The organism is Citrobacter sp. Cpo045 (assembly GCF_030332875.1).
Classification (GTDB): Bacteria; Pseudomonadota; Gammaproteobacteria; order Enterobacterales; family Enterobacteriaceae; genus Citrobacter; species Citrobacter portucalensis.
This window is the reverse complement of sequence record NZ_JAOWGZ010000103.1, coordinates 529,933-551,086: the sequence shown is the minus strand read 5'-3', so window position 1 is coordinate 551,086 and position 21,154 is coordinate 529,933. Positions and strand designations below refer to the sequence as shown.

The window sequence follows — 21,154 nt, the reverse complement described above, 5'->3', positions numbered from 1 at the left end:
GCTAAATGTGACCACCCGGCAGAACTCGTCAATTGCCATAGTCTTTATCCTTGGCTTGTTAGCCATGCTGATGCCGTTGTCGATTGATATGTATCTTCCGGCGCTACCTGTTATCTCAGAACAGTTTGGTGTGCCTGCGGGTAGCGCGCAGATGACCCTCAGTACCTATATTCTGGGGTTTGCAGTGGGGCAGTTGCTCTATGGCCCAATGGCTGACAGCATTGGGCGCAAGCCGGTGATTCTGGGCGGAACGCTGGTGTTTGCGGCGGCGGCAGTGGCCTGCGCCCTGGCGCAAACTATCGATCAACTGATCGTGATGCGTTTCTTCCACGGTCTGGCTGCTGCGGCGGCGAGCGTGGTAATCAACGCCCTGATGCGCGATATCTATCCAAAGGAAGAGTTCTCGCGCATGATGTCATTCGTCATGTTGGTCACCACAATAGCGCCATTACTGGCACCTATCGTGGGTGGTTGGGTGCTGGTATGGCTGAGCTGGCACTATATCTTTTGGATCCTCGCCATGGCGGCTGTTCTGGCGTCGGTGATGATCTTTACGCTGATCAAAGAGACCCTGCCTGTAGAGCGTCGCCAGCCGTTTCGCCTGCGTACCACTATTGGCAACTTTGCCTCGCTGTTTCGTCATAAACGAGTGCTGAGCTATATGCTGGCCAGTGGGTTCAGCTTTGCCGGGATGTTCTCGTTTCTGAGCGCCGGACCCTTTGTTTACATTGAGATCAACCACGTTTCACCGCAGCATTTCGGTTATTACTTCGCACTGAACATCGTATTCCTGTTCGTGATGACTATCATCAACAGTCGCTTTGTGCGTCGGGTTGGGGCATTGAATATGTTCCGTACCGGTCTGTGGATCCAGTTCGTGATGGCGGGATGGATGGTCTTTAGCGCACTGTTTGGGCTGGGGTTCTGGGCTCTGGTCGTTGGCGTTGCGGCGTTTGTTGGCTGTGTATCGATGGTGTCATCAAATGCCATGGCGGTTATTCTGGATGAATTTCCGCATATGGCGGGAACGGCGTCATCGCTGGCTGGGACATTCCGCTTTGGCATTGGCGCCATTGTCGGGGCCCTGTTGTCTCTGGCGACCTTTAACTCGGCCTGGCCAATGATATGGTCGATCGCATTTTGCGCTACCTGCTCAATTCTCTTCTATCTTTACGCCAGTCGCGCTCAAAAACGGTGATCTATTACACAACCTGGGGGCCATAAGGTCTCCAGAGTTGATGTACATCAACCGCAAATCTATCATTTCCCCCGCTTATGTTTATTTTATGTAAAATCAATTTATGTAAAAAGTCACATCATTGTAGTTAAAAAGGTTGAGTTAGATCGCAGAAACGAGTACATATAGCCCGGAAATATGCCAGAACCGTTGAATAAATTTAATTACTGGGTTCTGTAAGCAGCATAAGTACTGGATGTAAACGTTTACCAACTGTCTAAAGACGTATTGTCAATGATGTGTTAATATTGATGTAAAATAATTGTGAAGTGATTGTGCTTCCAGGGAAAGAAAGTGATGACATTACAACTCTCAATCGTTCATCGTCTGCCGCAGAGCTATCGTTGGTCGGTGGGTTTCGCAGGTTCGAAAGTTGAACCGATTCCGCAAAACGGTCAGAGTAATGAGAACAGCCTGGTGGCACTCAAATTGCTCAGTCCTGATGGTGACAGCGCGTGGTCAGTCATGCATAAGCTCAGCCAGGCCCTCAGTGATATCGAGGTTCCTTGTTCCGTACTGGAATGTGAAGGGGAGCCGTGCCTGTTTGTGAATCGCCAGGACGAATTTGCCGCGACCTGCAGACTGAAAAACTTCGGCGTGGCTATCGCAGAACCGTTTTCAAACAACAATCCTTTTTGAGCGTCAGCTTAGCGCGAGCAGCTGACGCGTATAGGCCTGCTGTGGTGCGTTAAAGACGTGCTCGCATTGCCCTTGCTCCACGACCTCTCCCTGACGTAGCACAATAACCTGATGGCATAATGCGCGTACTACGTGCAAATCATGGCTGATAAAAATATAAGCCAGCCGATGCTTTTCCTGTAAGGATTTTAACAACGTCAGGATTTGCGCCTGTACGGTCCTGTCGAGCGACGATGTTGGTTCATCCAGAATGATCAGGGAAGGTTTGAGAATCAATGCTCTCGCAATAGCAATGCGTTGGCGTTGTCCGCCAGAAAACTCCGCAGGATAACGATGTCGCGTTTCGCTATCCAATCCCACTTCCTCCATCACCGATTTCACCTGTGCCTCGCGTTGTTCGGCTGACAGGGTAGGCTGATGAACGCGCAACCCCTCCTCGATAATCTGTAGCACGCTCAGGCGTGGGTTCAGCGAGGAGTTGGGATCCTGAAATACCACCTGAATACGGTGACGGACCGGCAATAGCTGGCGTCGATTTAAGGTATGCAGTGCCAGACCATCGAACACAATGCTTCCCTGTGAGGTGATTAACCGCAGAAGCGCCAGTCCGGTAGTGCTTTTTCCGGAGCCTGACTCTCCAACCAGCCCCAGCGTTTCACCGGGCCGGAGGGAAAAACTGACGTCGTTAACGACGACGTTGTGGTCCACCACGCGTTTCAGGATACCTTTGCGGATAGGAAAGGCGACGCGGAGTTTTTCCACTTCCAGCAACGGAGCTTGCCCGACAGGCAAAGGTACCGGGTCGCCGGAAGGTTCGCTGTTTAACAATTTCTTCGTGTAGGGATGCGTTGGCGCAGTGAGCAACTGTGCTGCTCTATTTTGCTCAACGCACTGGCCGTTTTGCATGACCGCCACGGTATCGGCCAGTTTTTTCACAATACTCAGGTTGTGGGTGATGAACAGTAATCCCATGTTCAGCTCGCGCTGTAGTTCCCTCAGCAATTGCAGGATCTGTGCCTGAACGGAAACGTCCAGCGCGGTAGTCGGTTCATCAGCAATAAGCAGCTCAGGTTGTGTCAGCAGTGCCATGGCGATCATCACACGCTGGCGTTCACCGCCGGACAGTTGGTGTGGGTAATCTGCGAGACGTTTGGCTGCCTGACGGATGCCAACGCGATCCAGGCAGGTCAGGATTTCTGCCCGCGCCGCTTCCCGACGCATTCCCCTATGCAGCGACAGCACTTCATAAAGCTGTTTTTCCAGATTGTGGAGCGGGTTCAGTGACACCATCGGCTCCTGGAAAATCATGGCGATTTTATTCCCCCGTACGCCGCGAAGCGTCTGCTCGTTGGCGTGAAGTAATGATTCACCATGAAAACGGATGTCCCCGGAAGGGTAAACTACCGGAGGGGACGGTAACAACCGTAGGATAGAAAGCGCGGTCACGCTTTTCCCCGATCCAGACTCGCCCACCAGCGCCAGCGTTTGTCCGGCATCAACCCGTAGTGAGAGGGCATTGACTACGGTGCGCACGGTCTCTTGTTGACGAAAACCTACCGATAAATTCTCAATGGCTAACAGAGGTTGTGTCATTTTAAATCGCCTTGTTGGGATCAAACGCATCGCGTACCGCTTCACCAATAAAGATCAGTAGTGATAGTAGCAGGGCAACGGAGATGAACGCGGTGATGCCAAGCCACGGTGCCTGCAGGTTGTTTTTACCCTGTAACAGGAGTTCTCCCAGTGATGGCGAGCCAAGCGGTAAACCGAACCCAAGAAAATCCAGTGAGGTCAGAGTAGTTATCGAGGCGCATAAAATAAACGGTAAAAAAGTCAGGGCCGCGACCATCGCGTTAGGCAGCATATGACGCAGAATAATACTGCGATCGCTTACGCCTAGCGCTTGAGCGGCTCGAATGTAATCAAAGTTTCGGGTACGTAAAAATTCCGCGCGCACCACGCCAACCAGACTCATCCAGCCAAACAATACGGTAATGCCCAACAGCCACCAGAAGTTAGGCTGGACCACGCTCGACAATAGAATGATGAGAAACAGCGTTGGCATTCCTGACCAAACTTCAATGAATCGTTGCCCCCACAGGTCCACCTTGCCGCCATAATAGCCCTGAATTGCGCCAGCCATAATGCCCATCACGCTCGAACAGAGAGTGAGCATTAGACCAAACAAGACAGAAATACGTGTGCCGTAGAGGATGCGTGCCAGTACATCACCGCCGTTGGCGTCTGTTCCCAGCCAGTTTTGTGCGGAAGGCGGGGAAGGGAAGGGCTTATCGGTGGCAAAGTTAATGCTGGTGGCCCCAAAGCGTATTGGTGCCCACAGGATCCAGCCCTGGTTTTCCAGGCGCTGTTGTAGCCACGGGTCCTGATAATCAGCCTGAGTCGCCAGCGGTCCGCCGAAGTCGCTTTCACTGTAGTTTTTGAACAGGGGGAAATACCAGCTATTGTCGTAGCGCACCAGTAGCGGCTTATCATTGGCAATCAGTTCTGAACACAGGCTAAGACCGAACAGCACCAGAAAAATCCACAGCGACCAGTAGCCGCGACGATTGTGGCGAAAGCGCGCCCAGCGGGCCTGATTGACGGGGCTTAATCGCGACATTAGCGTCCCTCAAAATCAATACGAGGATCGACCAGCGTATAGCTGATGTCGCTGAGGATATTCAGCAGCAGACCGATCAGGGTGAAGATATAAAGCGTGCCAAACATTACCGGGTAGTCGCGTGATACTGTGGATTCATAACCCAGCAATCCCAGTCCGTTAAGCGAAAACATCACTTCAATCAGCAGTGAGCCGGTAAAAAACATGCTGATAAACGTTGCCGGGAAGCCGGCGATCACCAGCAACATGGCATTGCGAAACACATGTTTCCACAGAATATTTTTCTCGCTGACCCCTTTAGCGCGTGCGGTGACGACATATTGTTTGCGCACCTCATCCAGAAATGAGTTCTTGGTCAGCATAGTCAGCGCGGCAAACCCACCAACCACCGTCGCCAGCACCGGCAGGGTAATATGCCAAAGGTAGTCGGTTACTTTCTGATACCAGGGCAGGGAGTCAAAATTGGCCGAAACCAGCCCGCGAAGCGGGAACAGGTCGTAGTAGCTTCCCCCGGCAAAAAAGACGATCAGCAATATGGCAAACAGAAAGGCCGGTATGGCATAGCCGACAATAATAAATGCGCTGCTCCAGACATCAAACCGGCTGCCGTTATGCACCGCTTTGCGGATCCCAAGCGGTATCGACACCAGATAGATGATGAGCGTACTCCACAGCCCCAGCGTGACGGAAACAGGCAGGCTGTCTTTGATAAGCGTCAGCACCGAGGCGCTACGAAACAGGCTGTCACCGAAATCGAAACGAATGTAATTCCAGAGCATTTTGAAGTAACGCTCGTGAATGGGCTTATCGAACCCATAGCGGCGAGTGATTTCGGCGATCACTTCCGGGTCCAGACCCCGGCCGCCTCGATAATTACTGTCGCTGATGTTACCAACGCCGGTTTGCGCGTGGCTGGCGCGAACGCCTTCGCTACCCGCGCCGGGTAATGCCCCGCTTTGCCCGAACTCAATGGCGGCGACGGCCTGTTCAACCGGGCCGCCTGGGGCTATTTGCACGATAAAAAAGTTGATGGTGATGATGGCCCAAAGCGTTGGGATCACCAGCAGTAGACGTCGAATCAGATACGCGCCCATTTATTCTCCCTGTCGTCTGGCAGCGGGCAGTTTCGCCGCTTTGTTGACGTCATACCACCAGTTGTCGAGGCCAATGGTGTAAATTGGGCGAATAGCAGGATGTGAAAATTTATCCCACCAGGCGATGCGATCCTCTGCCATAAACCACATCGGCAACATGTAGTAGTTCCAGGTTAGTACCCTGTCCAGTGCCCGGCCCAGTGGGATCAATTTGGCTTTATCACCTTGTGCCGCGATGATTTTATTGATCAATTTATCAATCACCGGGCTTTGTACGCCGGGGGCGTTGTAGCTGGAGTCAATATATTGAGAGGCCCACAGAATTTGCAGGTCTGAACTCGGCCACGGCATCGCGCGATACAACCTCGGCATCATGTCATAGTCGCGACTGCGCAGGCGGTTCGTGATTTGTGAGTTATCCACCTGGCGGATATTCATGGTAATACCTAAGCGCTGCAGGTTATGCTGGAACGGCAGCACCCATTGACTGTTGCTGCCCGCCGGGAGCAACAGTTCAAAGCTCAGAGGTTTACCGCTGGCGCTATTTACCCGCTGCTGACCCTTTAGTATCCACCCGGCCTGCTCCAGTAAGGTATCGGCTTTCAACAGGTTGTCGCGGTCGTAGCCATCGCCTTTTGATTTTGGCGGCTGATAGATTTGGCTAAAGACCTCAGAGGGGAGATCTTTTTTCAAGGGCGCGAGTATCACCAGCTCATCTGCGTCGGGGTATTTTGTCGCGGCATATTCGGTATTCTGAAAATAGCTGTTGGTCCGGCTCCAGGCATTATAGAACAGCGCTTTATTCATCCATTCAAAATCAAAGGCCAGCGTGATGGCTTCCCGTACCCGTCGGTCGCTGAATACCGGACGCTGAATATTAAATGCCAGCCAGCGGGTATCCTGCGCGGACTCGTTTTTTTGCTCATCTTTGATGATGTAGTGATTCGCGAAATTTTTCCCGGTATAACGCGTCGCCCAGTTTTTGGCATCATTTTCAAGACGCAGATCAAACGCACCGGCCTTAAACGCTTCAAAGGCGACGTTATCATCCAGATAGTAGTCGTAGCGGATGGTATCAAAGTTCCAGCGTCCACGATTGACGGGCAGATTAGCGGCCCAATAATCTTTGACGCGCGAATAGACAATATACTGGCCCATCTTCCATTTCGTAATGCGATAAGGGCCGCTGGCGAGCGGTGGCGATGATAAGGGATCGCTGAGCTTATGATCTTTCCAGTACTTCTCTGGCATTACGGGTAATGAAAACAGGCTGAGCATGTCCTCTTTACCCGGTTTGGCTAATTCAATGCGTACGGTTAATGGCGCGATGGCTTTTACCGTTGTTCCCTTGTAGACCAGACGAAACTGCGGCACGCCTTCAGTCATAAATTTGTGGAAGGTGAATGCGACGTCGCGGGCGGTAATGGGTGAGCCATCGTGAAAACGCGCTCGTGGATTAATGGCAATTTCTACCCAGGAATAGTCGTCAGCATAGCGTGCGCTGTCGGCAATGAGCGGGTAATAGCTACCAGGTTCATCGTCAGAGGTCGTAAACAACGTATCGTAAAGCGTTTCGGTACGTGCTCCGGGGTTACCGCGCATCGCATAGCGGTTAAAGTTGTCAAACGTGCCAATGGCGGACAGGGTGATTTGACCCCCTTTAGGGGCTGCGGGATTCACATAATCGAAGTGATTAAAGTTAAATGCGTACTTCGGTTCACCCAGTACGGCAAAAGCATAGCTTTCTTTGATGGATTGCGCCTGGGCGCTAAACCCGATGAGGGTAATAAACAGAAGCAGTACGCGAGGGATCATATAAAAGTGATTTCCTTTTCCTGCCACAACCCGACGGGCATCATGCCTGAAAGATAAGGGATGTAGCGGCGAGTGAGAGTATATGAATCGCATACTGCGATCACCACGTCGGCTTATTGGGCTGTGCCATCCAACGCACAAAATCAGCAAGCTTTAATGGTCGGCTAATCCAGTATCCCTGGAAAAAATGCACCCCACGATCGCGCAGCCAACGGGCTTGCTCAGGAGTTTCTACCCCTTCCGCAACCGTCAGCATATTAAGACGTTTAGAAAGTGTCAACACGGCGTCCAGAACCGGAGAGGTCAGGGTTTCTGTTCCAATGGCGTTAATAAACCCACGATCGATTTTCAGGTAGTCAACGGTAAAGCGTTCCAGATAAATAAGCGCGCTATGGCCGGTGCCAAAATCATCAATCGCGATTTCAAAACCTGCGGAATGCAGCCATTCAAATAGCTTTGTGGCCTCGTGTTGATTGAGCATATCTCGTTCAGTGATTTCCAGCACTATCTGAAAATAGTTTGCGGGAAGTGAAGCGTGCAGGTGCCGGATGTCGTCTTTAAATGTCTCGCCATGCAGATGCGATGGCGCGATATTGATCCCCAATTTTGCGCCAGCGGGTAACACTTTTTGCAGCGCCGGGGCATCCTGGGCGATCAACTTAAAGAGATGCTGAGTCAGCGGGACAATCATTTTCTGTGATTCAGCGTAATGAATAAAGGCATCCGGTGGGATCTCGCCCGTTGTTGGGTGATTCCAACGTAACAGGACCTCGACGCCTTTCACTTCCAGCGTTTGCATCTCTACGACGGGCTGGTACACCACATAAAACTGGTTATGTTTGATGGCGTTGAGGATATCTTTGCCTGGGCGTAAACGGATGCTGTAGATGTAGTACCAGAGGAGAAGGGCGGCAATAATCCCGGCCATACATCCCAACAAAATAGAATACCAGACGTCGGTATAGTTCCACTCTTGTGCGTATAAGCGAATTTTAAGCGGGATCCCTTCAAGAGTGGCCTGCCGCCAGGAGGTATGAGGAAGAGCGGAGACATCGATGATTCGCGATGAGAATGTCGAAATTGCGGTATTACCGACGATAATCGCAATACCGTCAAAATCATCCTGCCGGGCGGTATAGAGTAGGTAAGGTGCCAGATTGATATTCAGTGAGGTAAATACGCCGCTATCATTGAACGACGCGTTTCGGTGCCAAATCATGATCGCTGGCTTATCCGGCATCATGGGCGTACCGGGAAGTAATTCCACATCAATATTTCTGCTGATATCGAGGTTTGGTATCAAATCCAAAATCGGAGTGAACATGGAACCTGTCGCGGAAGAGCAGAAAGCGATGCCGTCTTTTACCAGTAAGAAAGCGCGAACGTTCAGGCTGAAGGCTGCACTGGAGGTCAGTTTAGCGCCGACTTGTTGGCAACTGTTGGCAACCAGCGGCTGAAGGGCATCGGTGGTGGTTTTGAGGTCGGTGAAATAGCTGCTGACGTAATTCTGGATATCGGCAAGGAGCGTGTCGTACTTAACTTCTCGTTTATGCCAGGTGACGAAAAACTGCAGGGTACTCACGAGTATTGCGACGATAAGCCCCGTTAACATACAGGAAAGCAGGATTTTCCGACCGGATGAAGAAGAGCGTCTGAACATAGATCCTTATTTTACCTGATTTAACCGCTTACTCTGTATGAATATAACCTGAAATGACTCATGTTGTGAGATTTTTCTTAGTCGCAGGGTGAAACAAAAAAGCACCGCCGAAGCAGTGCTTTTGGAATGTCTCATCAGGATAGCCAAGGGATAGCTGCCAAACGAAACTAACTGCGGCTCAGAACCCGGCGAGCTTCGTTGTAACGTTTTTTCCAGTAAGGCTCGTTCATGCTGGAAATGATAACGCCACTGCTGGTCGAGGCATGTACAAACTGGTTGTTACCGATATAAATACCGACGTGACGGCCAGTAGAACCAGCACGGAACAGAACCAGATCGCCTGTGCGCAGATTAGTGCGCGAAACGGATTTTCCCGTTTCCTGTTGTTCATAGGTTGAGCGCGGAAGCTCTAAACCAAATTGCTCGCGGAATGTACGCTGCACGAAGCTTGAGCAATCAATACCTTTTTTGGTGCTGCCGCCAAGGCGGTAACGCACGCCTTTCCAGTCAGCATACTGGTCCATAATACGTGATTTAACATCGATATTACGTACCATATTTTCAAATTCATCCTGAGAGGCTTGCAGTGAAGAGTTATCTCCATTGCCCACAGCATGCGTCTCAGAATGCATATTCTTGGCGGTGTTCGTTGTGCTACATGCAGAAAGCAGAACCGCAACTGCTATCGCGGGTATGCCCCGCAAGATATATCTCAAAATCGGTTGAGATTTGACCATTTTGTTTGTTTTCCCTTGAAGTCCTTAACGATAAATATCGTTATAAAAAATGCCAAACGTGACGAGACTAATTACCATCGCACGATGAGACAATTCCTTAAGGTCAAATCTGTGGCAGAACGCACAAATTTATTCTGAAAGGGAATAATTATCCCGCGAGGCAAAACGAGTTCGAGATTACCCGATCGTTCCGGTCAATGCGAGTGATTTTACGTGATTTCTTATAAGAAAAATTGATACAGAAAGTGAATAAACGGCATTGTCTAAATTAAGAACAGTTAGGGCAAAAGATACGCAACCTACTCATTTTAAACATGAATAAGATGACAGGAGAATGACAATCAGAATGATGAAATATTGCCCGGCATCATCAGGGAATCAGAAGTATCCCTGATGATGTTAATTACTCTGCGTTATTTGTTTAAAAATTGTTTGTTTTTGCCGGGTAGATAATTCACGAACAGAGTGACTAATCGGTCGCTTAATGGCGTCATTAGCCACCAGGGAAGGCCAATCAAGACCACCGTCATGGAACCAACCACGATATCGGTGAGCCAGTGGGCGCCAATCATTACGCGCGGGAAGGCAAAAACCACAGCAATAATAAGGCCGATTATTCCTGCGACTTTTCCGAAATAACGCAGCATGAATGCGGAAAAAATAAGCAGCATCATGCCGTGATCGCCAGGAAAACTGTCTTTCGACGCATCTTTGGTCGGAATATGCAGCAGTTCGCTGACGCGATAAATATTATCCAGCATAAGCGTGGGGCTGGCGCGTTTAACGGGAATAAGCGCCTGGCCCAGTTGGTTTAATACTACTGCAGTGAGCAGCATAACCAAACCAATTGCCACAATGCGTCGGCGACCTTCCGACGTCTCTTTGAGCCAAAAGTGCAGCATCAATGCGCCCATAGCCAGCAATGAGCAGCCATCAAATGCCCGATTATTGGTAATAGCAACAACCCATAAGAACAGCGGGCTTTCCACCAGTTTATGATTAAAGAAGCGGAAAACGCCCGTATCGAGTGAAGACCAGAACCCATGCCCGGCTGGAATATACCAGGACAGAAACAGTGCCAGACCAGCAATATTAAGCAGGAGGATTAAAGGGTATCGGGTTTTCATCGTCGTTTACCATTGCTAAAAACGAAGGCAACCTTACGCGCTAGCGTCTAAACGAAGTCTCAACAACGCGCTCTGTAACGCATTCCAGTCAGTCTCGGTATCGGCGATGAGTTCAATACGGCTATCCGGTGGTGCGACGTTTTGCGTCTCTATATGCCAGTCGTCTCCCTGGCGGTTAATGCGTACCAGTCCTTCTTTAATACGCATTACCCCCTTCACGCGCCCAACCGGGGCAAGACGCGACCATTCCAGCAGACCGATGGTATCGAACACCGTATCGGCGTCAAAAATCCAACCGCAGGCCTGATGGCCCTGACCGCTGTTCAGGCTACGACGCCAGCGCTGCTGTGCGGGTAAGCTCAATGCTGCCAGCCCCTTTTTGTTGGCATGGCTATGGGCGTGCTCCGCGCTTACAGGAAGCTCCGCCAGGTTTAGTCGGGGCAAATCCAGTAGCTGTCCGTCAATTTGCCCATGGTCGGCATGAACCAACTGTCGATTACCGCCGTAGTGTTGCCACCAGCTTTGCAGGGCGTTTTCGCTTTCCGTCGTGGCACGGTCGGTTTTGTTGGCAACAATGATATCAGCGGCGGCCAGCTGATCGCGGAAATTGTCATTGGCGACGCTTTTCTCATCCAGTAACAGGCGAGGATCAAGGATACAAAGGGTTGCGCGCAGATCGATCCACGGCTCATAAACCGGTGCGGTGAGTAAATCCAGAATCTGTTTGGGATGCCCGAGGCCGGTGGGTTCAATCAGCAGGCGGTCGGGTTTCCCCTGACGCAGCAGCGTATTGAGGCCAACCTGCATTGGCAGACCGTTAACACAGCACATACAGCCGCCAGGGATCTCTTTTAGCAGCGCACCGCTGTCGGCCAGCAACGCGCCATCAATGCCAACTTCGCCAAACTCATTAACCAGCACGGCCCACTTCTCAGCAGGGTCTTTGTTTGCCAACAAATGAAGAATAGAGGTGGTTTTGCCACTGCCGAGAAAACCGGTGATGAGATTGGTTTTAGTCACATTTACTCCAGAATCATAAATTACCGTAATGGCATTTAACAATCCTGGCGAAAAACGGGGAAAAAGAGAAGGGGTGAGAGGACGAAGAGGCGCTTCGTCCTGCTTAATGGCAGAAATCGTTAACTTTTTAACGTCTCAATGACAGCCTGATGCGCACCGTATTGGGCAATGCGTTGCCAGGCCTGCTGAATGGCCGCGACAAACTGCGGATTCTGTACGAGATCGGTAGCGAAAATCTCGCGCAGCGAAAGCAGGGCGTTGACGCGTTCTGACTCTGTGCTCTGTTTAACCAGAGCGGCAATTTTTTCACTCAACGGGTCACGAACATCAATAGCGGTGCCTGAATCATCCACGCCGCTCACATAACGCATCCAGCCCGCGACGCCGAGCGCCAGCAGTGGCCACTCGCTTTGGCGGGCTAAATGTACGCGGATCCCTTCCAACATGCGCTGGGGTAATTTCTGGCTACCGTCCATCGCGATTTGCCAGGTTTTATGTTTCAACGCTGGGTTGGCAAAACGCTCCAACAGGCTTAGGGCATACTGGTCTAAATCCACATCGGTAATTTGCAGCGTAGGTGCCTGTTCGTTGAGCATCAGGCGGTAAGCGGCTTCACGAAATGCGCTGTCCTGCATACAGTCGCTGATGTGCTGGAACCCGGCCAGATAGCCGAGATAAGCGAGAAACGAATGACTGCCGTTCAGCATCCGCAGTTTCATTTGTTCCCACGGCAACACATTTTCGACCATCTGGACGCCCGCCGTTTCCCATTGTGGGCGGCCACACACAAAATTATCTTCAATCACCCACTGGATAAACGGTTCGCAGCTGATTGCGCAAGGATCAGCAACCCCCAGCTCGCGGGCAATTTCGGCCAGTGACTCTTCAGTGGCGGCAGGGACAATGCGGTCGACCATGGTGCCTGGGAAACTGACATGCTCCTGAATCCAGGTTGCCAGTTCTGGTGAACGTTTCTCCGCCATTCCAAGGACGGCATTTTTTACCACATGACCATTGTCCGGGATGTTATCGCAAGAGAGGACGGTAAACGGCTGTAGCCCGCGTTCACGTCGGCGATGTAGGGCTTCAACAATAATTCCGGGGGCAGAGTGCGGTTCAGTCGGTGTTTGCAGATCGTGAGCAATACGTGGATTACTGAGGTCTAACGAGCCTGTCGCCGGATCGATGCAGTAGCCTTTTTCTGTGATGGTTAGCGAGACAATAGCCACCTGAGGTTCGCAGAATTTTTCGATAATGGCCGCCAGCGAATCCAGCCTGGCGTTGAGACATTCGTTGACGGCGCCGATAACAATTGGCTGGTTACCGTTGGCCCCTTTTTCCAGCACGGTAAATAAATGATCCTGTTCGCGCAGTTGGCTCATCAGTCGATCGCCGCTGAACAGACTGATCTCACAAATACCCCAGTCTCCACCCTGCGCATTCAGCACCCTGTCGGTTAGTAACGCCTGATGGGCGCGGTGAAAAGCACCGAAACCAAAATGCACAATCCGCGTTTTTAATTGCTGGCGGTCGTATTGCGGCATCATGACATTTTCCGCCAGTGGCGCTGAGGCAATAGTTTTCATTTAATACACCTGAGTAACCATAAATTAACAATGTCAGTATAAAGTTATATGACAACAAATTGAATTGGTGTGCCTCATTTATCCGGGGAATGTGAGCTTGATCAACCAATCATCGGCAATGTGTTGATCAGTTGACGGATGCCTGTATGGTAGTCGTCATTAAGATGATTTAATTTGGTATAACAACTTGTGAGGTGAAACAATGGAACAAACCTGGCGTTGGTACGGACCTAACGATCCGGTATCGCTTGATGATGTGCGTCAGGCTGGCGCAACGGGTGTTGTGACCGCCTTGCACCATATTCCTAACGGTGAAGTGTGGCCGGTAGAAGAAATTCAGCAGCGTCAGGCCATTCTGGCTGAAAAAGGGCTGACCTGGTCGGTAGTGGAAAGTATCCCTGTCCACGAAGATATCAAAACGCGTTCAGGTCAATATCAAACGTGGATTGCCAACTATCAGCAGAGTATCCGTAATCTGGCGACCTGTGGTATCGATACGGTGTGCTATAACTTCATGCCGATCCTCGACTGGACGCGTACCGACCTTGAATATCAGCTGCCGGATGGTTCCAAAGCGCTGCGTTTTGACCAGATTGCTTTTGCGGCCTTCGAACTTCACATTCTGCAACGCCCGGGAGCTGAAGCGGATTATACCGCCGAAGAACAACGCCAGGCGCTGGACTACTTCAATGCCATGAGCGATGCAGAAATTGAAAAGCTGACCCGCAATATCATTGCTGGTCTGCCTGGTGCAGAAGAGGGCTATACGCTGGATCAGTTCCGTGCGCGTCTCGCTGAATACGACGGCATCAGCAAGGACGATCTGCGCGATAATATGGCGGTATTCCTGCGGGCGATTGTGCCAGTGGCAGAAGAAGTCGGCGTACGTCTGGCCGTGCATCCTGACGATCCGCCGCGCCCGATCCTCGGCCTGCCGCGTATTGTTTCGACTATTGAAGATATGCAATGGCTGAAAGAAACGGTCGATAGCATTAATAATGGTTTCACCATGTGCACCGGTTCTTACGGCGTGCGCGCTGATAACGATCTGGTGAAAATGATCGAAACCTTTGGCGATCGAATCCACTTCACGCACTTGCGCTCAACCTGTCGTGAAGATAACCCGAAAACCTTCCATGAAGGTGCGCACCTGCAGGGCGATGTGGATATGGTATCGGTGGTGGCTGCCATTTTGAGCGAAGAGCAGCGGCGTAAAAAAGCGGGCGACCTGCGTCCTATCCCGATGCGTCCGGATCATGGACACCAGATGCTTGACGATCTGCACAAGAAAACCAACCCGGGCTACTCTGCGATTGGCCGCCTGAAAGGCCTGGCAGAAGTCCGTGGCGTTGAGCTGGCGCTGAAACAAACGCAGTTCCGCGATCTGCTGTAAGTCTAACAACAGGGATTGCGCGACAGGCGCGATCCCTGTTTTTCATCAAGGCTGCGCGAGCGCCTGCTCCAGCACTGTCAGCACTTTATTGATCTGCTGTATCTGCAATCCACCAAACCCAAAAAACATAACAGCATCGCTGTTCTCTTTGCGCCATGCGGCTTCTGATCCATTTTCTATATCCGGCAGAGTGTCGAAACGGATCCCGGCCAACAGGCAGCATTGCTGCAACCTGGTGATGAGTTCTGCGTGTCTGGCAATGCGTAACGAGAGGTGCAGACCTGCCGTTGCGCCAGCGATTTTCCCTTCGGGAAACAGAGTGGAAAGGCCATCGCGTAACAGGGTGAGGCGCGTCGCATAGCTGCAGGCCAGCTTGCTGATATGCGTATAGAACACCTGGTTTTGCATCAGTTCGGCCAAAAATTGCTGCAACAACCACTGACTGCCGTTGTTATTGAGCGCTTTCATATTCTGTACCGCCGGAAGCAGTTCATCAGGGCAAATAAGATAGCCAAGCCGTGCGCCTGGCCCCAGCGTTTTAGAAAATGTCCCCATGTAGATAACCCGGTTGTGATAATCCATGGCTTTCAGCGCGGGAAGGGGATTTTCCCCATAGGTAAAAACGGCATCGTAATCATCTTCAATGATGTAAGCGCCGACGCGTTGCGCCCACGTTAATAATGACTGACGGCGCTCCAGTGAAAGCACGCTTCCCATCGGATACTGATGCGCTGGAGTAACATAACAAAGCTGGGTTTCATACTCGGGTAAATTATCTGTTTGCAGCCCGTGGTTATCTACAGCAATTGACGTAATGTCTGCACCGTAATAATTAAAAAGATGCCATGCGCCAGAATAACAAGGGGATTCGGTCACAATATGGCACTTTTTTTGCTGACTGACGGCATGATGAATAATAAATATTTGGCTGAGCAGTGATAATCCTTCCTGAATCCCGTTGGTAATGATGATGTTCTCTGCTCGGGTATTAATTCCGCGGGATAAATTAAGGTATCTGACCAATTGCTCACGCAGTGAAAATAATCCACTTGGTGAATGGTATCGAGTAAATAATTGTTCTTTAAGTATGCTTGGAGCATTATTCCATTTCCGCCAGCTTGACCAGGGAAAAGCGTTGGGATCGGGGACGCCCATCCGACAGTAGCACTCTCGTCCAGGCTCGGCGTAAACATCGGTTGAGACTCCGGCAGCTTTAGGTTTTGTCGGCGGAGAACCTTGGGTAATGGGCACATGCGTTGGTGTTATACGTACAGGCGTGGTGAATATCACTTCATAGCCGATGCCGTGTCGGCTCTTGATTAACCCTGCAGCCATAAGCTTATCATAGGCCATCACTACCGTTATTTTGGCTACGTTCAATACCTGAGCCTGCTCGCGAATAGAGGGAAGCTTATCGCCACAAAGCAAATCTCCCCGCTGAATAGCCTGGAAATAAAATTGAAAAATTTGCAATTGCAGCGGAGTGCGGAGTTCTCTATTGAGCGTTAATGTAAGCATGAGGAATTCCTTATTAATATATAGCCACTATATTACGAATTTCTCGTTTTTACTATTTGATACACCTCATGGAGTAGCGGCTGTTCCTATAGCTTGCCATCGCTGTCTCTATTTTTTATTTTTATTATCCCTTAGCGTGTCGCTATTAAAAAAATGGAGGCAAGCATGTCGTGGATAAGAAAGAACGCATTGTGGTGCGTATTGGCTGGGGCGGTGGCAATGGCCCTGGCTATTTGGGGAACGTGGCAAGGCGTTCATTACACCAGTACCACCGAATTTTGTTTATCGTGTCACTCGATGCGCACGGCTGGAGAGGAATATAAAACCAGCGTGCATTTTCGTAACGCATCTGGCGTGCGGGCTGAGTGTAAGGATTGTCATATTCCCCCGGGCGTTGTTCCAACGCTTGTTCGTAAAACTGAAGCCTTAAACGACCTCTATCACACCTTTATTTCTCCTTCTATCGATACTCCTGAAAAGTTTGCTGCCAAACGCCCGGAGCTGGCTCAGCGGGAGTGGGCACGCATGAGCGCGAATAATTCAGCGGCGTGTAAATCCTGCCATAGCTATGAGGCAATGGATCATGGCAAGCAATCGGCAAACGCGGCTGCGCAAATGACCGCAGCGGCAGCAAAAGACAGTAACTGTATCGATTGTCACAAAGGAATAGCCCATCACAAACCCGATATGAGCAGCGGTTTTCGCGATCGCTATAAGCAGCTACAGCGTCAAGGAGATACGCCAACGGATGCGACCACACTGTTTTCATTAAGCGAAAAATCACTGGCGGCAACGGCAGGGAGTCCGGTCGGGAAGGCGCTGTTATTTCCTGCTACCGAGGTCAAGGTGCTGAAAAAAGAAGGCAGTAACGTGCAACTCGAAATCACGGGCTGGCGAGAAAGCAAAGGGCGTGGACGGGTGATCACTCAGTATATGGGGAAACGCGTTTTCTCCGCCGTTCTCGATGAGCCCCTGATGGCGAACGTAAAAGTGCTTCAAACCCAGGTCGATCCTGACTCACATCAGGAATGGCAGCATGTGAGCGTCACCGCCTGGACCACCGATCAGGACTTTATCAACACGCTTGCGCCAATCTGGGAATACTCAGATCAAATGCTGCAATCCACCTGTAGTGCCTGTCATAGCACTCCTCCTACAACCCGATATACCGCTAACGGCTGGATCGCCGGACTGAAAGCCATGTCGACCTATTACCGGCTTAATCCGGTGGAGGAACGTACGTTGTTGAAATACCTCCAGACCCACGCCAGCGATGTGTCTGAAACCAACAAAAAGTAAGGATAATGTATGGATATTCATGACTTTAATCCGTCCCGCCGCCGTTTTCTCAACGGAATGCTGGCGGTGGGGGCTGCCAGCGCACTGGCGCCTAATCCGCTGATATCAAAAGTGTGGGCGGCGGGGGAAAATCCCGAGCAGTGGATCCAATCTGGTTCGCACTATGGCGCTTTTGAAGCCAAAGTGGTCAACGGTGAGTGGACCGAAACCCGTCCGTTCAAACATGACAAATACCCCTGCGATATGCTGAACGCGGTGCGTGAAGTGGTCTACAACCCGTCGCGGGTACGCTACCCGATGGTGCGTCTTGACTGGCTGCGTAAGCGTGAGAAGTCAGATCGCAGTCAGCGCGGAGATAACCGTTTTGTTCGGGTCAGTTGGGATCAGGCGCTGGATCTGTTTTACGAAGAGCTGGAGCGGGTGCAAAAAACCTATGGCTCATCAGGCGTATTTACCGGGCTTGCCGACTGGCAAATGGTGGGCAAATACCATAAAGCGGGCGGGGCGATGGATCGGGGACTTGGCCTGCATGGTAGCTATGTGACAACCGTCGGCGACTATTCTGCGGCAGCGGCACAAGTCATTTTACCGCATGTGATTGGTTCGCTGGAAGTTTATGAGCAGCAGACGTCGCTTCCGCTGGTGATTCAAAACAGCAATACCATCGTGCTGTGGGGCTGCGATCCGATCAAGAACCTGCAGATCGAGTTTTTGGTTCCCGATCACGATGCGTTTGGCTACTGGCAGCAGATTAAAGAGGCGGTAGCGCAGGGTAAGATGCGCGTTATCAGTGTTGATCCGGTGCGTAGCAAGTCGCAAAACTATCTTGGCTGCGAGCAGTTGGCGTTGCGGCCACAAACCGATGTCGCGTTAATGCTGGCGCTGGCGCATACCTTGTACGAAGAAAAACTGTACGACACGGCGTTTATTACCGATTACACCGTCGGCTTTGAGCAGTTTTTGCCGTATCTGCTGGGCGAAACCGATAAACAGCCGAAAAATGCCGAATGGGCGGCAGAAATCTGCGGCCTGACGGCAGAGCAGATCCGAGACTTCGCCCGCCTGTTGGTGAAAGGCCGGACACAGTTTATGGGCGGTTGGTGCGTACAACGCATGCACCATGGTGAGCAGTATCCGTGGATGCTGGTGGTGCTGGCCAGCATGGTCGGTCAAATTGGTTTGCCCGGCGGCGGGGTAGGATTTGGCTGGCACTACAACGGCGGTGGTACGGTAACATCCGCCGGGCCTGTGCTCTCTGGGCTGGGAGGGATCACGAATCCCCCGCAGGCAAAGTACAACGCGGATTTTCGCGGCGTATCGGAGCATATCCCCACTTCGCGTATCGTTGACTGCCTTCTTGAGCCGGGCAAAAAGGTTGCCTTTAACGGCGAGACGTTAACCTGGCCTGACATCAAAATGGCGATCTACAGCGCGGCGAATCCATTTCATGCGCAGCAGGACAGGAATCGCATGATCGACGCGTGGAAGAAGCTGGAAACCGTGGTGGTGTTGGATCACCAATGGACCGCGTCGTGCCGTTTTGCCGATATCGTCCTGCCCGTTACCACCCGCTTTGAACGTAACGATATTGAGCAGTTCGGTACGCATTCGAATAAAGGGTTGATGGCGTTGCATCAGATCGTCAAACCGCAATATGAAGCGCGACATGATTTTGATGTATTTGCCGGGCTGTGTAAGCGCTTTGACAAGGAAGCGGTGTACCGTGAAAACCGTGATGAAATGCAGTGGATACAGGCGCTTTATGACGAAGGCGTGAAGATGGGGGCATCGCTCGGCGTCTCATTACCGGATTTCACAACGTTCTGGCAGGGTGACGGATATATTGAATATCCGCCGGGTCAGCCGTGGGTACGTCACGGCGAGTTTCGCGACCAGCCAGACCTGAATCCGCTGGGAACGCCGTCAGGTCTGATTGAAATCTACAGCAAAACCATCGCGGGCTTTGCCTATGAGGATTGTCCGGGGCATCCGGTGTGGATGGAACCCTTTGAGCGTACCCATAGCGGCAAAAAAGATAAATACCCGCTGCATCTGCAATCCTGCCATCCGGATAAACGTCTGCATTCCCAACTGTGCTCTAGCGAGGCGTTTCGCAACACCTATGCGGTTGCCGGAAGAGAACCGCTTTATATCAGTGAACAGGATGCCACCGCTCGTGGCTTAAAAGCCGGTGATATCGCCCGCGTCTTCAACGCTCGTGGTCAGGTACTGGCTGGCGTAGTTGTCAGTCCGGATTTTTCCCCTGGCGTGGTCCGTATTCATGAAGGCGCGTGGTACTCCCCGCAGGAAGGGGGGAAAGCCGGGACATTATGCACTTATGGCGACCCGAACGTGCTGAGCGCGGATATCGGCACTTCACAGCTGGCCCAGGGGCCTTCAGCGCATACCGTGCTGGTGGAGGTCGAGCGTTATCAGCAGAAAGCCCCGCAGGTGACGGCTTTCGGTGGTCCGCAGATTGTGAAAGAGGAGGGGACCAGTGCAGCATAAGCAAATTCATCAGCAGCGGGCAGCTGTGTACCAGTGGTTTTCGCAACTGCTATTTCGTGAGCTGGATGAAAAACAGCTCGCCAGTCTGGAAAACGGCGATAGCCAGGCTTGGATTGCCTCACTGGCGGCGGTTCCTGGAGTGTCTGCCGAGGTTAAACGTTTTGAGCGTAGCCTGGGCCGGGTTTTGCGGCGCGACTCCCGACAGCTGGAGCTGGCAGCAGATTTTGCCTCGCTGTTTCTGCTGGCCCCGCCGGCTAGTGTTTCTCCCTATGCAGGGCACTATCCACACACGACAGCGGCAGAAGAACGTCGGCAAATGAATGTGCTGCTGATTGAGCAAGGTCTGGCAGCGCGAGAGAATGAGCCCTCCGATCATATTGCTGTGCAGTTGGCATTAATGGCGAGGATGGTTGCTAAAGAGGAGAGGCTATCGGCGCAATATTACTTTTTGCATCATCATATTCTGTGCTGGGCACCGTTATTTCGCGACGCTTGTCTGGTGCGGGATAACGAGGGGTTTTATCCTCAGGCGGTGAATCTGATAGTGCGTTTTATGCAAGAGGATGAACAGTATCTGGAGTCATTGCTGATGGATGATTTTTATTTCAGCAGCCAGCGCTGAAAATGAAAAAAGGGACAGCCTGCGTTGTAATGCCAGTCAGTTAAGCATTATGGAGCATATTTTATTGCGGCATAGGGTTCCGTTCACCTCAGCGGAGTCATTTCTCTGAAGCGCAGATACCCGTGAACGTGCAAGGGAGGCTCACCGCCGCCTCCCTTGCAACCCAGGCTCCCGGCGGCATTGTTAAGGGTACGGCGATAGTACCCTTAACACGTTCACAGGCAGTATCGTTTCAGAGAAGTGATATCACTAAAGTGAACGGAACATTTTGCCAGAGAC

General features: G+C 51.4%; 16 protein-coding genes. 6 read left to right on the top strand and 10 right to left on the bottom strand.

Annotated features, from left to right (window positions below):
* The first annotated feature begins 7 nt into the window (after positions 1-7).
* Both OGY13_RS18625 and OGY13_RS18620 read left to right on the top strand, forming a co-directional pair.
* A complete protein-coding gene (locus OGY13_RS18625) occupies positions 8-1,198 on the top strand; it encodes a Bcr/CflA family multidrug efflux MFS transporter (protein WP_003834584.1) in 1,191 nt (396 codons plus the stop codon).
* Positions 1,199-1,531: 333 nt separating this feature from the next.
* Complete coding sequence (locus tag OGY13_RS18620; protein ID WP_085951589.1) at positions 1,532-1,876, top strand: YejG family protein; 345 nt, start codon at positions 1,532-1,534, stop codon at positions 1,874-1,876.
* Positions 1,877-1,879: 3 nt separating this feature from the next.
* On the opposite strand, the gene yejF is transcribed toward OGY13_RS18620, so the two are convergent.
* From yejF to OGY13_RS18575, 9 genes are all read right to left on the bottom strand, one after another.
* A complete protein-coding gene (gene yejF, locus OGY13_RS18615; protein ID WP_208743980.1) occupies positions 1,880-3,469 on the bottom strand; it encodes a microcin C ABC transporter ATP-binding protein YejF in 1,590 nt (529 codons plus the stop codon).
* 1 nt (position 3,470) lies between these two features.
* On the bottom strand, positions 3,471-4,496 hold the full coding sequence (locus OGY13_RS18610) for an ABC transporter permease (protein ID WP_003834577.1): 1,026 nt from the start codon (positions 4,494-4,496) through the stop codon (positions 3,471-3,473).
* Entirely contained in the window at positions 4,496-5,590 is a 1,095-nt protein-coding gene (locus OGY13_RS18605) for a microcin C ABC transporter permease YejB (protein ID WP_213752775.1), read from the bottom strand. Before OGY13_RS18605 ends, OGY13_RS18610 begins: the two co-directional genes overlap by 1 nt.
* Positions 5,591-7,405: an extracellular solute-binding protein gene (locus OGY13_RS18600; RefSeq protein ID WP_213752774.1), complete on the bottom strand. Its 1,815-nt coding sequence runs from the start codon at positions 7,403-7,405 to the stop codon at positions 5,591-5,593. It lies immediately after the preceding gene.
* Between the two features lie 100 nt (positions 7,406-7,505).
* Positions 7,506-9,065, bottom strand: a complete 1,560-nt coding sequence (locus OGY13_RS18595; RefSeq protein ID WP_048215898.1) for a cyclic di-GMP phosphodiesterase — start codon at positions 9,063-9,065, stop codon at positions 7,506-7,508.
* Between the two features lie 167 nt (positions 9,066-9,232).
* Entirely contained in the window at positions 9,233-9,802 is a 570-nt protein-coding gene (gene mepS, locus OGY13_RS18590) for a bifunctional murein DD-endopeptidase/murein LD-carboxypeptidase (protein ID WP_003834567.1), read from the bottom strand.
* A 413-nt stretch (positions 9,803-10,215) separates the two neighbouring features.
* Complete coding sequence (locus OGY13_RS18585; protein WP_032944023.1) at positions 10,216-10,929, bottom strand: phosphatase PAP2 family protein; 714 nt, start codon at positions 10,927-10,929, stop codon at positions 10,216-10,218.
* A 33-nt stretch (positions 10,930-10,962) separates the two neighbouring features.
* Positions 10,963-11,949 (bottom strand): CobW family GTP-binding protein, encoded by a 987-nt coding sequence (locus OGY13_RS18580; RefSeq protein WP_118262681.1) that lies wholly within the window; start codon positions 11,947-11,949, stop codon positions 10,963-10,965.
* A gap of 119 nt (positions 11,950-12,068) precedes the next feature.
* Positions 12,069-13,535, bottom strand: coding sequence for a mannitol dehydrogenase family protein (locus OGY13_RS18575; protein ID WP_008785284.1), 1,467 nt, complete (start codon positions 13,533-13,535; stop codon positions 12,069-12,071).
* 202 nt (positions 13,536-13,737) lie between these two features.
* Here OGY13_RS18575 and uxuA point away from each other — a divergent pair, with 202 nt between their 5' ends.
* Entirely contained in the window at positions 13,738-14,928 is a 1,191-nt protein-coding gene (gene uxuA, locus OGY13_RS18570; protein ID WP_048215901.1) for a mannonate dehydratase, read from the top strand.
* A gap of 45 nt (positions 14,929-14,973) precedes the next feature.
* On the opposite strand, the gene pdxR is transcribed toward uxuA, so the two are convergent.
* A complete protein-coding gene (gene pdxR, locus OGY13_RS18565) occupies positions 14,974-16,446 on the bottom strand; it encodes a MocR-like pyridoxine biosynthesis transcription factor PdxR (RefSeq protein WP_213752773.1) in 1,473 nt (490 codons plus the stop codon).
* Between the two features lie 165 nt (positions 16,447-16,611).
* On the opposite strand from pdxR, the gene torC reads away from it, so the two are divergent.
* The 3 genes from torC to torD are packed head-to-tail and all read left to right on the top strand — an operon-like array spanning position 16,612 to position 20,875.
* A complete protein-coding gene (torC, locus tag OGY13_RS18560; protein ID WP_048224633.1) occupies positions 16,612-17,745 on the top strand; it encodes a pentaheme c-type cytochrome TorC in 1,134 nt (377 codons plus the stop codon).
* Positions 17,746-17,754: 9 nt separating this feature from the next.
* Positions 17,755-20,253 (top strand): trimethylamine-N-oxide reductase TorA, encoded by a 2,499-nt coding sequence (gene torA, locus OGY13_RS18555; protein ID WP_079934545.1) that lies wholly within the window; start codon positions 17,755-17,757, stop codon positions 20,251-20,253.
* A complete protein-coding gene (gene torD / locus OGY13_RS18550; protein WP_008785279.1) occupies positions 20,243-20,875 on the top strand; it encodes a molecular chaperone TorD in 633 nt (210 codons plus the stop codon). The genes torA and torD overlap by 11 nt, the downstream gene beginning before the upstream one ends.
* Positions 20,876-21,154: the final 279 nt, after the last annotated feature.

What these genes read in the sequence shown, in the direction of transcription:
- OGY13_RS18575 (WP_008785284.1), bottom strand. Translation starts at nt 13,535, where the DNA reads ATGAAAACTATTGCCTCAGCGCCACTGGCGGAAAATGTCATGATGCCG.
- pdxR (WP_213752773.1), bottom strand. Translation starts at nt 16,446, where the DNA reads ATGCTTACATTAACGCTCAATAGAGAACTCCGCACTCCGCTGCAATTG.
- mepS (WP_003834567.1), bottom strand. Translation starts at nt 9,802, where the DNA reads ATGGTCAAATCTCAACCGATTTTGAGATATATCTTGCGGGGCATACCC.
- torA (WP_079934545.1), top strand. Translation starts at nt 17,755, where the DNA reads ATGGATATTCATGACTTTAATCCGTCCCGCCGCCGTTTTCTCAACGGA.
- torC (WP_048224633.1), top strand. Translation starts at nt 16,612, where the DNA reads ATGTCGTGGATAAGAAAGAACGCATTGTGGTGCGTATTGGCTGGGGCG.
- OGY13_RS18605 (WP_213752775.1), bottom strand. Translation starts at nt 5,590, where the DNA reads ATGGGCGCGTATCTGATTCGACGTCTACTGCTGGTGATCCCAACGCTT.
- uxuA (WP_048215901.1), top strand. Translation starts at nt 13,738, where the DNA reads ATGGAACAAACCTGGCGTTGGTACGGACCTAACGATCCGGTATCGCTT.
- OGY13_RS18585 (WP_032944023.1), bottom strand. Translation starts at nt 10,929, where the DNA reads ATGAAAACCCGATACCCTTTAATCCTCCTGCTTAATATTGCTGGTCTG.
- yejF (WP_208743980.1), bottom strand. Translation starts at nt 3,469, where the DNA reads ATGACACAACCTCTGTTAGCCATTGAGAATTTATCGGTAGGTTTTCGT.
- OGY13_RS18600 (WP_213752774.1), bottom strand. Translation starts at nt 7,405, where the DNA reads ATGATCCCTCGCGTACTGCTTCTGTTTATTACCCTCATCGGGTTTAGC.
- OGY13_RS18610 (WP_003834577.1), bottom strand. Translation starts at nt 4,496, where the DNA reads ATGTCGCGATTAAGCCCCGTCAATCAGGCCCGCTGGGCGCGCTTTCGC.
- OGY13_RS18595 (WP_048215898.1), bottom strand. Translation starts at nt 9,065, where the DNA reads ATGTTCAGACGCTCTTCTTCATCCGGTCGGAAAATCCTGCTTTCCTGT.